This is a genomic window from Deltaproteobacteria bacterium HGW-Deltaproteobacteria-2 (assembly GCA_002840505.1).
Taxonomy (GTDB): Bacteria; Desulfobacterota; Syntrophia; order Syntrophales; family Smithellaceae; genus Smithella.
The window spans coordinates 120,561-134,884 of the sequence record PHBC01000006.1 but is presented as its reverse complement, the minus strand read 5'-3'; the positions used below and the strand labels follow the sequence as shown (position 1 = coordinate 134,884).

Here is a 14,324-nt window from a genome sequence, read left to right as displayed (position 1 = left end):
CTCTATTCTATCGGTTTTTCAATGGTCACAAAAAGTTTACCGTTCTTGAAAACAGTTACGTTTCCTGAAGATTCGGAAATTACTATGGCGACAGCTTTCGTCACACTCGTAATACCGGCTGCGGCAATGTGTCTGCTACCAAGGCCTGCAGGAAAATCACGGCTGTCCAGTGCCGCGTTAAGATGTCTTCCGGCGGTCACCAATACACCATTTTCTTTAATAACAAATGCACCGTCAATCGCTGATAATTCTTTGATCGTTTCTTCAAGTTCCGGATTCAGAATATTAAGCTGCTCTTCCGAATATCCCTGAAACGGGTTGATAATCATTTGCTGGGAAAGCTGCATGACCTTTTCATCATCTCCCAGAACAAATATCGTTCCCACTTTTCTGCTTTCTCTGCCCTGAGCGGCCAGTTCACAGGCGAGATTAAGAGCCGCATTGAAAACTTCCGGATGAACATTTTCAATTACATCATTGATAAAATCAGATGTTAAAATCTCGAACTCTTTTCCCACATCAAGAACAAAAATGCTGTCGGCATAACCGAATTTTGGTACGCCGCTTAAACATACCACTTTATCCCCTCTTTTCAGAATCCCTAGAACTATTCCCTTGGCAATGGCAATTTTAATCTTTCCCACACGGGTCAAATTAACATTGGGAATATATAATATTTGAGCGTTCTTCTTCATATCGTCAGATACCACTTCATCCTCACGGGAAACAATAATAAAACCCATGTCTTTTTTTATTTCATCCATTATCAGGCTGGTATCATTGATGACATCAACACACACAAGAAGAGCGTTGGCTTTTATTTCATGAGCTATTTTAACGGCATGTTCTATCATCGTTTTATTTATTGATTTCATTAATTTCACCTTGCTTTTAATTTTCCTTAGAATAAGCACAAATATGGCCTCTGTCAAGGAGGGATCCGTCAAAAAATCACTAATTTCCATGCGTTTTTTTTTGAGGGATACCACGATGTTTTCAGTCCCGTTTTGCTTGTTTTCATTGTATCCCATAATCCCTGTTCGCTTCGCTCAGGAGATACCACGGATATCTGCGATGTCCTCCGCCCGCGGCGGGATAATTCAACTTGTGTCACATTTCTGAAAAAAGAAATCTTGACCGGCGAATTATAGTTGGATAGAATTTAGAGTTGGATAAATTAATTGGAGATCTGATCGTTGAAGCTACCCGTACTAACCGGCACTCTTGATTTATATATAGGCGAAATTAATCGCTTTCCTCTTTTAACCGCGGAAGAGGAATTCAAGCTTGCTGTACAATTGAAAAAATATGGCAATGTGGAAGCCGCCGAAAAGCTGATTGTTTCGAATTTGCGTTTTGTAGTCAAGATAGCCCATGAATATCGCAGTTACGGTTTTAAGCTTGCTGATTTAATTCAGGAAGGCAATGTCGGCCTTATTCACGCTGTGAAAAAATTCGACCCTTACAAAGGCTACAGATTGATTTCTTATGCAGTGTGGTGGATTCGAGCTTACATCCAGAATTACCTGATTAAATCATGGAGTATTGTCAAAATCGGTACGACACAAGCGCAGAGAAAACTTTTTTTCAAATTAAATCAAACTAAAAAAGAGCTGGAGACGCTTTCGAAAAAAAATCCGGAGTTTAGCGAAATCGCTACATCATTAGGCGTTAAAAATTCCGAGGTGGCCGAAATGGACGTGCGCATGGGTTCACGGGACGTTTCACTGAATGAATTTATCAAGGATGAAGGCGATAACGCGCATATCGATTTTCTCACATACGAAGGTGACGATCAGGAAGTGTCTTTAATTAAAGACGAAGAAAAGAGTCTGGTGCGCCGCGATATAGCCGGAGCGCTGGCTAAGCTCAACGAAAGAGAAAGTTATATTATTCTTAACCGTGTAATGGCCGATGATCCTCAGACTCTGCAGGAAATAGGAATAAAATATAATATCTCGCGTGAACGGGCACGCCAGATTGAAAAACAAGCGCTGAAGAAAATACAACTGGCGTTGCCTTATTTTAAAACCGACAAATAAATATTATTCTCTGATAGGTTATATAACACAAGTCTTGTTTAACCTATTGACCTATACTTCTAAAATTGATACAAATACAACGTTTAGATTCAGATGTCATTTTAAACCATCTTATACAGTAACGTACAAAATAATAATTGCATATAAAGCAATTCTTTTAACTCTGCCCTGGAAACGCAGGGAGGCCCCATTAACATTTGCCGTCTGGTGTTGAAAAAACCAGGTTCCCGTGAGAAATGTAAACATTTTTTAATAATCTGTCGGCCGCCATAAGGAGTAGTAAAAAGTGGAAGTGAGCAGCAAGGTCTTTTTTAGATACCTAAATCGTTTGAAAGCGTACCTTCCGGGCAGAGACTCACGGAATAAAATCGCGGGCAATGAGCTGCTGCGATCGGAATTATTCAGTGCCAAGCAGTTGCAGCAGCATAGCAAAGCCATAGCCGGCGCGCACAAGTTGAGTCCGGGGCGCACTTCGAACCAACTGCTAACAAGGATGGCTGACAATGAAAATGTCCTGTTTGACGTTCGAAACCTGTTGACGACGGCAGTTAAAGACAATCATCGTATTACACCGGCCGAAGAATGGTTTCTGGATAACTTCTATCTAATCGAAGAGCAAATTCGCACGGCCAGAAGGCATTTGCCGAAAGTTTACAGCAGGGAACTGCCTCATCTGGCAAATGGCCCATCAGCTGGTCTCCCACGGGTGTACGATATTGCGCTGGAGATGATCTCCCATGGCGATGGGCGGGTGGATTCGAAGGCTCTCAGTCTATTTGTCTCCGCCTACCAGACAGTCACCGTGCTTACACTGGGTGAATTATGGGCAATTCCTATTATGCTGCGACTGGCATTGATCGAAAATATCCGACGCATTGCCGTTCGCATATCTACCGATAGAACTAATCGCAACTTAGCCGATATTTGGGCGAATCGGATGACAGCTGTCGCCGAGAAGGACCCGAAAAGCCTGTTTTTAGAAATAGCGGATATGGCGCGATCAGACCCACCGATGGTGGGTGCGTTTGTTGCAGAAATTACACGTCGTTTGCAAGGGCAAAGTCCTTCTCTGGCCTTACCGCTTACCTGGATTGAGCAGCGCCTCTCCGAGTATGGTCAGACAATCAAGTCATTAGTACATTTGGAAACCCAGCAACAAGCCGCCGATCAGGTTTCCATGAGCAATAGTATAGGCTCTCTTCGTTTCTTGGGCACAATGAACTGGCAAGAGTTTGTCGAAACGATGAGTGAGGTCGATCAGATACTGCGTGAAGATCCCCGTGATATTTACTTCAAAATGACTTTTTCCACCCGTGACCGTTACCGCCATGTCATAGAGAAAATCGCCAAGAAAAGTAGATTGTCAGAAAGTGAAGTGGCACGCACAGCGATAAACCTCGCCCGCAAATGCAGTGCAAAAAATTACAGCTATGATTGCACGGCGCATGTCGGTTATTATTTGATCGACAAGGGCTTGCCTGAACTCGAACGTCTGGCAGAAGTGCGTCTATCGTCACTTGAAGCAATTTTGCAATTGAGCCGCCGAATTCCTTTGCTGATTTATATTGGCTCTATCATCGGGTTGACTTTCATCTTTACAGGAATTTTACTGGTGAAGGCACATAACTATGGGTTGCAGGATTGGCCATTGGCTATAATTGGACTCCTCTCCCTTCTATGCACGAGCCACCTGGCTCTAGCCCTGGTAAACTGGCTGGCGACTCTGCTGGTGACGCCCCATCCCTTGCCACGAATGGATTTTTCTCAGGGTATCCCACCTGAATGTCGCACTCTCGTTGCAGTTCCAACGATGCTTTTAAGCACGCAAAATATCCCGAATTTAATTGAAGCTTTGGAAATAAGATTTCTGGCCAATCGTGACGACAATCTGCGCTTCGCTCTCCTAACCGATTTTCGGGACGCTAAGGAAGAAACGCTGCCGGACGATGAGCAACTTCTGCAGCTTGCCCGGAAAGGGATCGAAGGGTTAAATGAAAAGTACAAGGATTCAAAAGGCGATATATTCTTTTTATTTCATCGCCCGCGTCGCTGGAATCCCAAAGAACAAACTTGGATGGGTTACGAACGAAAACGGGGGAAGCTGACGGATTTGAATGCCTTCCTGCGCGGCAGGACAAAGGATATTTTTGGTGATTTATTTTCGCTCATCGTCGGTGATACAACGGCATTAAGAAATGTGAAGTATGTGATCACTCTCGACACAGATACAAAGCTGCCACGTGATGCGGCCTGGCAATTTGTGGGAAACATGGCACATCCACTGAATCGCGCGCAATACGATAAAGAAAAGAAGCTTGTCTGGAAGGGATACGGCATACTGCAACCAAGGGTGTCCGTAAGCCTGTCCAACACGAACAGTTCCCTATATGCGGCCATGTTCTCAAGCAATTCCGGCATTGATCCTTACACGAAAGCGGTTTCCGATATCTATCAGGATATCTTCGGTGAAGGTTCATTCATCGGCAAGGGAATCTATGATATTGACGCTGTTGAGTCCGCTCTCAATGGGCATCTTCCCGAAAATAAGATTCTCAGTCACGATCTTCTCGAAGGATGCTATGCCCGGTCGGGATTGATAAGCGATGTACTGTTATACGAGGAATATCCATCCTGCTACAACGCGGACGTGAGTCGCAGACATCGCTGGATTCGCGGAGACTGGCAGATTTCGCGGTGGGTCAGGTCGAGTGTTCCAGCACTCGGCGGAGACACTCAGAAAAATCCATTATCAATGTTGTCGCAATGGAAGATATTCGATAACCTGCGCCGGAGCCTGACTCCCGCTGCCTTGATCATTATTATGGCGTTAGGCTGGACTATATTGCCTCCAGCCTGGTTTTGGACACTTTCAGTCATCGGAATCATCTTGCTTCCTTCTTTAATCATGTCGGCACTGAATCTGTTTCAAAAACCGCACAATGTAACGTTGACACAACATCTGACTTCTGTGATGCATGCAGCCGGCGATAATCTTATGCAGGCAGTATTTACGCTCATCTGTCTGCCCTATGAGGCTTATTTTAGCATTGATGCGATTGGGCGCACCCTCTGGCGTATGCTGATTTCACACAAACGGCTTCTGGAATGGAATCCGTCGGAAAACACGAATAATAATCCGCGCAATGACATGACCGGCTACGTTCGGACCATGTGGTTTGCCCCGATATTTGCCACTGTGACAGCAATGGCCATCCTTTTTTCCCGTCCGGCTTCTTTGACTGTGGCCGGACCTTTTCTCGTTATCTGGCTGATTTCTCCCCTGATCGCTTACCTGTTCAGTCGGCCTTTCGCTTACCATGAAGTAAGGCTGACGTCCGACCAAATCATCTTTCTGAGGAAAATTTCCCGTAAAACGTGGAGCTTTTTCGAAACCTTTGTGGGTCCGGACGATAATTGGCTGCCACCGGACAACTATCAGGAACAACCCGTTGCCGTTGTCGCCCATCGTACCTCGCCAACTAATATGGGACTGTCTCTGTTGGCCAATCTCTCCGCCCTGGATTTAGGCTATATCACGATGCGGCGATTCATCGAGCGTACAGCAAATGCGCTCCACACGATGGATTCCATGACCCGGCAAAAAGGTCATTTTTATAACTGGTACGATACGCAATCGCTGGAACCGCTGTTGCCCCTCTACATTTCTTCGGTGGACAGCGGAAATCTCTCCGGACATCTGCTGACATTAAGGGCGGGACTTCTCGCCCTTCCTAATCAAAAAATTATCAGATCGCAGCTATTTCCCGGCCTCCGGGACACGCTGGAGGTACTCGCCGGCACGGCGGGCAAGACTGACGTAGTCCAGCTCGCTCAAATCAGAAAGACTCTGGCATATGCAATCCATTCCGAACCAACCACGCTCATGGCCGTACGCTTGTACCTCGAACAATTGGCAACATCAGCGGCACAGATGGCAACATCCGTCAATGTCCCCGATAGTGATCCCGATAGTCCATTAAGATGGTGGGCAAAGGCTTTTACCGATCAATGCTGGGAAGCCCTTGAGGAGTTACGGTTTTTCACACCCTGGATATTTTACCCGGCATTGTCGGACATGATTAACAAGTTGCCCGAGCTCAATGAAATACCGACTATGCGGAAAGTAATCAACATGGAAGTGGAATTGCTCTCGGCCATTGAGAAGCAGATGAATCCGGATATAACTTCCGACGAGCACAGGCAACTTGGTGAACTTCGAAGACTGGTTACAGAAGCCAGCCGGAGCGCCCAGATCATGATGACGGATATTGAAGGGCTGGCCAAGCAATGCGGAGATTTCTCCCGGATTGAATACGACTTCCTGTTTGACAAGGCGTGTAATCTGTTGTCAATCGGATACAACGTCGGCAACTGGCGGCGGGATACAAGCTTCTATGATTTACTGGCAGCGGAAGCTAGATTTAGCACTTTCGTGGGAATCGCGCAGGGTAAACTGCCTCAGGAGAGTTGGTTTGCTCTGGGACGCCTCCTGACCACCGCCGGCGGAGGGCCGGTGCTGGTATCATGGAGCGGTTCCATGTTCGAATACCTCATGCCGCTTCTGGTGATGCCTACCTATGAAAACTCTCTTTTGGATCAAACCTACAAGGCGGCCGTGGCCAGGCATATCGAGTATGGAAAGAAGCATGCTGTGCCCTGGGGTATTTCGGAATCGGGCTACAACGCCATTGACAGCCATCTCAACTACCAGTATCGCGCCTTCGGTGTACCCGGCCTGGGTCTCAAGCGCGGATTATCCGAAGATATGGTCATTGCTCCCTATGCCTCAGCGCTGGCGTTAATGGTGGCGCCTGAAGAGGCGTGCCTGAATCTGGAAAAACTTGCCGCAGCCGGGTTTGAAGGGAGATTCGGTTTCTATGAAGCAATCGACTACACCCCGTCGCGTCTGCCGCGAGGGCAATCGAACGCTGTGGTTCGTTCCTTCATGGCGCATCACCAGGGGATGACTTTGCTTGCACTGGTCTATTTGCTCCTGGGCCGGCCGATGCAGAAGCGTTTTGAGTCGGAACCATTATTTCAGGCAACCATGTTATTGTTACAGGAACGGATTCCCAAGGCCGTCGCCTTTTACACGTCCCCCACCGAACTCGCCGATTCACACAGAGAATCCGTTAGTGTGGAGACACCTGTACGCGTTTTTAACACCCCCGATACACCCACTCCGGAAGTACAGTTGCTTTCCAACGGTAGATATCACTTAATGATAACTAATGCGGGCGGTGGTTACAGCCGTTGGAAGGACATGGCCGTAACTCGTTTTAGAGAAGACACAACCTGTGACAACTTTGGCACTTTCTGTTACCTCCGCGATGTAAATACCGGTGATGTCTGGTCAACAACCTATCAGCCGACTCTCAAACAACCCCTGCATTATGAGGCTATTTTTTCGGATGGCCGTGTGGAATTTCGCCGCCAGGATTATGATTTTGATGTTCATACAAAAATAGTTGTTTCGCCGGAAGATGATATCGAACTGCGCCGTACCACCATCGAAAACCGTACGCGATCGCCAAGAACTATTGATGTCACGAGTTATGCGGAGGTGGTTTTGGCGCCCCCTGCCGCGGACACAATTCATCCGGCATTCAGCAATCTTTTTGTTCAAGCCGAAATTATTGAACAGCGCAGAGCGATTCTTTGCGCTCGCCGGCCACGATCTGAAAACGAGAAAAATCCCTGGATGTTTCATCTGATGGCCGTACACGGGGCGGAAATCGAGCAGATTTCGTATGAGACTGACCGGATGCAGTTTATCGGCCACGGAAACACCGTAAGTGATCCGCAAGCAATGGGTTACCCATCCGATCTCTTTGGAACACTCTCGGGAAGTCAGGGTTCGGTGCTTGATCCGATTGTCGCCATACGTTCCCGAATAACGCTTGATCCGGAGCAATCGGTTACGATTGATATGGTTTTCGGAATCAGCGAAACCAGGGAAGCAACATTAACTCTGGTCGAGAAATACCAGGATCGCCGGATCGCGGATCGTGTGTTCGATCTGGCCTGGACACAGAGTCAGGTACTTCTTAGACAGATCAATGCTACGGAAGCCAACGCCCAGCTTTACTGCCGCATTGCCAGCTCAGTCATCTACAACAATGCCTCTCTGCGCGCCGATTCCAATATCATCAAAGAAAATCACCGGGGGCAATCCGGTTTATGGGGCTATGCCATATCCGGCGATTTACCAATTGTATTGTTGAGGATTTCCGATCAGGCTAACATCGAATTGGTACGCCAACTGGTTCAGGCACACGTATACTGGCGGTTAAAAGGATTGGCCGTTGACCTCGTAATCTGGAATGAAGATCACGCCGGTTACCGGCAACTTCTGCACGACCAGATAATGGGCCTCATTGCCTCAGGCACTGTTGCCAGTTTAAACGATCAGCTGGGCGGAATTTTCGTCAGATCTACCGACCAGATATCGGAAGAAGACCGCATTCTGATTCAAACTGTCGCTCACGTTATCATTACAGATAAAAAAGGAACACTGGCCGCTCAGGTCAACCGGCGCGACAGTTTGAAAACAGCCGTTCCGCGCCTGATACCGACCCGTACCCATCGTGCCCTGCCCTCGCCAGTCGCCGAGTTGCCTGACCACAATCTGATGTTCTTTAATGGCCTGGGCGGATTCACCCCTGATGGACGCGAATACGTTATTTCTACTGTCCAGGATCATGTGACGCCGGTACCATGGGTGAATGTGCTGGCCAATCCTCAGTTCGGCACCGTCATTTCAGAGAGTGGCATGTCCTACACCTGGTCAGAGAATGCCCATGAGTTCCGTCTCACACCCTGGTACAACGATCCGGTAAGCGACAGGAGTGGAGAAATATTTTTCCTCCGCGATGAGGAACGCGGCCACTTTTGGTCTCCTATGCCGCTGTCCAGACGCGGGGAAACACCTTACATAACCCGGCATGGTTTTGGCTACAGCGTATTCGAACATACGGAGCGCGGTATCCACTCCGAGGTACAGGTTTACGTGGCTCTGGACGCAGCGGTCAAATTCACAGTGTTGAAAATAAAAAATAATACGGGGCGATCACGTCGCCTCTCCGCTACGGGATATGTGGAATGGGTTCTGGGTGATCTCAGAACGAAAACAGCCATGCATGTAATTACCGATGTTGACCTCCAAAGCCGCGCTATTTTTGCGAGCAACCCTTACAACACTGAGTTTCCCAATCGGGTTGCTTTCTTCAACACAGACTCGCTGACGCGAACCATAACCTGCAACCGGACAGAATTCCTAGGACGCAACGGAACACTTCACGATCCGGCGGCTATGAAACGTCAGCATCTCTCCGGCAAAGTTGGCGCCGGATTGGATCCCTGTGCCGTAATTCAGATTCCATTTGATCTGGCCGATGGAGAAGAAAAAGAGATTGTTTTTACTCTCGGTCTGGGACGTAACGTTGATGACGCTCGAAAACTCGCGCAAAGTTTTGGGGAAGCATCCGCGGCACATCACGCTCTCGATGCCGTAAGACAATACTGGGATCAAACGCTTGATGCCGTGCAGGTGGAAACACCCGACCCATCTCTCAACGTGCTGGCCAATGGCTGGCTTGCATACCAGACACTGGCCTGCCGGCTTTGGGCGCGAACCGGAAACTACCAGTCGGGGGGCGCCTTCGGCTTCCGCGATCAGCTTCAGGATGTAATGGCGCTGATTCATACCGATTCAAATCTAACACGCGAGCATCTGCTTCTTTGCGCATCCCGCCAATTCAAGGAAGGAGATGTCCAGCATTGGTGGCATCCACCTCTGGGACGGGGTGTGCGCACTCAATGCTCCGACGATTACCTCTGGCTGCCCTTTGCAACCTGTTTTTATGTATCCCATACCGGCGATACAGACATACTGGACGAATCAATTCCTTTCATTAAAGGCCGTCCGGTAAACAAGGATGAGGATTCGTATTACGATCTGCACAGCCGATCTCAGGAAACGGCCAGCTTGTATGAGCACTGCGTAAGGGCCATTAGAAGAGGACTCCGATTCGGCGAGCACGGATTGCCGCTAATGGGCTCCGGAGACTGGAACGACAGCATGAACATGGTGGGAATAAAGGGCAAGGGCGAAAGCGTCTGGCTGGGTTTTTTCCTTTATAAAATCCTTATGCAATTCGCGGAAATTGCCCGCATACGCGGCGACACATCTTTTGGCAAATATTGCGAAAAAGAAGCTTCACAGTTGCGCTTGAATATTGAACAGCATGGCTGGGATGGCTTGTGGTACCGGCGTGCTTATTTCGACGACGGTTCTCCTCTCGGTTCGACCAAAAACTCCGAATGCCGGATTGATTCAATCGCCCAAAGCTGGGCGGTTTTGTCCGGAGCCGGTGATGCCGAACGTTCGCGTCTGGCCATGGAAGCGCTGAATAAGCATCTGATTCACAGGGACATTGGAATAGTCCAGCTTCTGGAACCGCCATTCGATAAGTCCAATTTGAATCCCGGCTACATCAAGGGATATGTTCCCGGCGTAAGAGAAAATGGCGGACAATACACCCACGGAGCTATTTGGGCGGCAATGGCGTTTGCAGCTTTGGGAGACAATCGGCGGGCATGGGAAATTATGACTATGATTAACCCGGTGAACCACACAAGATCTTCTGAGGCTATTGCGACTTATAAAGTGGAACCTTACGCTGTGGCTGCAGATGTTTACGCGCTTGAGCCACATATCGGAAGAGGCGGATGGACATGGTATACAGGCTCGGCAGGCTGGATGTACCGGCTGATTGTGGAATCGCTCCTGGGAGTAAAACGTGAAGGTAACAAGCTCAGTCTTACGCCGTGCATCCCTGATGATTGGGATGTTTTCAATATACATTACCGCTATGGAAAAACAATTTACCACATCTTTGTCATGCGCGCGCAAATTTCAGAAAGCAAAAAGATGGTGATCGTTGACGGCGTGGAGCAAAGCGATGGAATAATGCTCCTTGTGGATGATGGAAAAGAACACAAGGTTGATGTGAGAATCTAATTTTTAGAACTTATTTATTTTTCTATCATTCCCGTCCCAGATGACGCCGCAATGACCTCGCGTAATCTTTAGTTTATTAGGTTATTCGGGTACGAAGGCGGGAATCCATAAATCATGATAAAAAAAGCATGTTAATTTATGTTGTTAACTACTTTACCCACTCCACCTTTCATTATGCCGATGTTTAGCAATGCTAAACATCGGCATAAGTCCATCACCAATATTATCTCTGCTTGTTGTGTTTTGTCACACGTTATCTGTTGCCAAACCCTCGATGCCGGCTGATTTGCCCCAAGGTGCCTCGCCCAAACCGACTTTCTGTTTAATAGCGCCAGTCAGTTCATCCACTGCCAGCCATACCTGGCAGTTGGGACACTGCCTTAACGTAAGCGATGAATCAATCCGGGCATTGTACAAATAACGGAATTTATCGTTAGGGCCATCGAAATTACACTCTACGCATTTCATATTCTCTTTCTCCTTTGTGTCCGTGGATTGTATCCCCTCTTCTTGTTTTTATTTCAGTCAGATGGTGGGGGGATTGCCCATCATTGACAATCCCCCCACCCACTTTCCGAGAATTCTAACCAATTCCCTGAACTGTACGCTGGATGATGTTGTCCTGCGTCTTGCGGCTGATGTCCACAAAATGCGCACTGTATCCGGCAACACGAACAATAACTTCCTGATATTTTTCAGGCTCCCTCTGGGCTGATCGCAGTGTTGTATCGTCGATCACGTTGAATTGAATGTGGTCCAATCCAAGATCTGCCCAGGTATGCATATAGGACCTCCATAATTGATAGCCCTTCTCTCCGGATAACTGCGTCGGCGATAACCGCTGGTTCAGCAAGAACGCGCGTCCATCCGTTATGTGATTGATTTTTCCGCAGGACTTCAGCACTGCTGTCGGCCCCTTCTTATCCAATCCCGGTCCGGGAGAAATGCCGCCATCATACAGGGCATCACCAAGTCGTCTGCCGTTGGGTAACGCACGCACGATGTTGGCATAGTGAATATTGCCGCTGACGTTTTCCGGCAATATCGGCCAGTTATTTCCGGATGGGTCTTTGATTACTTTGGAGAATGCAGCGGCCTCTCTTAAGCATTTCACCATAATATCATCTACGTAATCATCATCGTTTCCCCATTTGGGTGCGTTTTTCACGAAATCCAGACGCATTTCCTCGAAGCCGTTCCAATTAGCTTCCAGGGCAGTGATTAACTGATCCATGGTGTATTTCTTGTCATCAAAAACCAGCTTTTTCACCGCGGCGAGACTGTCGATGTTTTCCACCCAGGTGAACGCTGTAATCCAGGAATTGCCGCGATCACCTTCCGGGGAAGCTGCATCCTGACCGCTTTCAACACAGCGCTCGGAAATCGACGATAGAAACGATCGCGGACACATCTCGGGCGACATAACACGACCGAAATTGACGGACATGGTCAGCAGATTCATAAGCCACTTGAGCTGCTCTGCCCAGGCGTTGTAAAGCTCATCAAAGCTCTTGAATTTCCGCGCGTCACCCGTTTGAGGCCCCATCTGCATATTGACAATCGGATCGTAGCCGTTGAATAAGGCATATTCAACAACCTTCGCCATATTGGCCGTTGCCGAGGCCATGCGCATGGGCTGGAAACCATGCTTTGTAGTAGGACAGGGGGACATACAGGCCTGATGAACCCAGGTTCTTGCCTCCTCGATGGGATGACCGTGCCAATGCATCACATTGGTTATCAGAACCGGATCGTTCCGCATAGAGGGATATCCCAGACCCTGACGGATGCATTCAAAACATTCCCGCATTACCTCGTCTTTTACCTGTGGATGCCAGCGGAAGGCAAAAGTCGGGTTGGACACGCGGACAAGACGCGCCGCCTGAAGAAATGCAACGGTCAAATCATTGCAGGCATCGGTCCCGTCCTGTTTTACACCACCCAATGTCCAGACCCAGGTTCCTGTAATTCCCTGGAGACCTTCGCGAGTCCAGCGAGGGAAAAACCCTCCTACTTCATGGGCGCGAATCATGAACTCACCCACAAGATCAAGCGCCTCTTCCCTGGTCAATCGTTTGTCTATATTGACATCTTTGTCATACCACGGACCATGATAATAGTCCGGACGGGATGGCCAGGCGCCGCCACCCGATTCAAACCGCTCCACGACCTGCAGGAAGTGGTCGAACTGGAGAGATTCCTGTAAATTGCGCTGAGGCTTCGCGGGCACCCGTTCGCAGGTTTCCGCAATTCGCAGAAGCTCTTCCCTGCGCTTCGGATTGGCTTCGTAGTTCTCTGCAACAATCTTTGCCAGTCTCGCATACCGGTTGGCGTACCGGATGACAGCCTGCAGCGCTATCTTCATGCCTTCCCAATTCATCATTCGGGGACCCACATGGAGATATTCCGGACCGGCTTTTGATCTTGCTTTATCTTTCATTTCTTCCTGTCTGCGGTCAATCTCTGCAATGATGTCCTCAAACCCCCGTTTGGCTGTCAGAATGTATTCGTAATCCTTGCCGTTGTAACCGGAAATGGAAATAGGAAGTCCCCAACCCACAGCGCCGCTTAATAGTTTGACGCCCTCTTCCGCGGCAAATGAGAGAACATAAGGTATAAACCTGTCCTGAACACTATATCCGTTCCACTTGTCGATCAATTCCGCAATCTTTTTCAGCGATTCTGCCTCGGGCTCAGGTGCAACACCCTGTTCGTTATAAACTTCTTCGTTCAATATGGAGCCACCTTCGATCAGCCAAGGGATGTTATGAGGAGCGCTTCCCACATACCCCACCAACTGTGCCTGGTCGGTGATAAAAATAGTGATGTTATCCAGTACATTGGCCAGCGCCTTGGCATGGCGTACCATTCCCGGATCATTCAGATTGGCAAAATAGCCGTCGGTAAAAAGTCCTACTCTTTCCAGGTCAACTTTTATGCCGGGCGCATATAATCCGCCGACGGCCCCTTTCTTCCATACAGCTTTTCGCAGGTAATCCAGGCGTTTAGACCGTTTTTGCTCTGCCACGCGCCACCATTCTTGATTTTTTTCCAGTTCTTTAATGTTTACTGCTGCCTCTGCCATAATATACCCTCCATTGTTATCTCTTTGATAGTTTACTTTAATTTTTTTGGGTCAATAGCTCATCATTCATCTCTTCTCTGTAATAGGCCTGCTTTGTATCCATTACCCGTTTGTACACGCTACTGCGATTCAGATTATCATCCTCTAACGGGAAGAACTCTTACATTCTCCTCAT

5 protein-coding genes are annotated in these 14,324 nt (G+C 48.2%); 2 read left to right on the top strand and 3 right to left on the bottom strand.

The genetic code is table 11. The features are described 5' to 3' along the window. Nucleotides 1-2 precede the first annotated feature (2 nt). Nucleotides 3-1,031, bottom strand: coding sequence for a hypothetical protein (locus tag CVU62_12485; protein ID PKN36909.1), 1,029 nt, complete (start codon nt 1,029-1,031; stop codon nt 3-5). A gap of 165 nt (nt 1,032-1,196) precedes the next feature. Between CVU62_12485 and rpoH the strand changes: the two genes are divergently transcribed. Beyond that, nucleotides 1,197-2,042: an RNA polymerase sigma factor RpoH gene (rpoH, locus tag CVU62_12480; GenBank protein PKN36908.1), complete on the top strand. Its 846-nt coding sequence runs from the start codon at nt 1,197-1,199 to the stop codon at nt 2,040-2,042. 286 nt (nt 2,043-2,328) lie between these two features. After that, the gene (locus tag CVU62_12475) at nt 2,329-11,064 is read left to right on the top strand and encodes a cyclic beta 1-2 glucan synthetase (protein PKN36907.1); all 8,736 of its coding nucleotides are present in this window, start codon (nt 2,329-2,331) and stop codon (nt 11,062-11,064) included. Nucleotides 11,065-11,310: 246 nt separating this feature from the next. Here CVU62_12475 and CVU62_12470 read toward each other — a convergent pair whose 3' ends face one another. Continuing rightward, nucleotides 11,311-11,532 (bottom strand): hypothetical protein, encoded by a 222-nt coding sequence (locus tag CVU62_12470; GenBank protein PKN36906.1) that lies wholly within the window; start codon nt 11,530-11,532, stop codon nt 11,311-11,313. 115 nt (nt 11,533-11,647) lie between these two features. Continuing rightward, on the bottom strand, nt 11,648-14,152 hold the full coding sequence (locus CVU62_12465) for a formate acetyltransferase (protein ID PKN36905.1): 2,505 nt from the start codon (nt 14,150-14,152) through the stop codon (nt 11,648-11,650). Between the last annotated feature and the right edge of the window lie 172 nt (nt 14,153-14,324).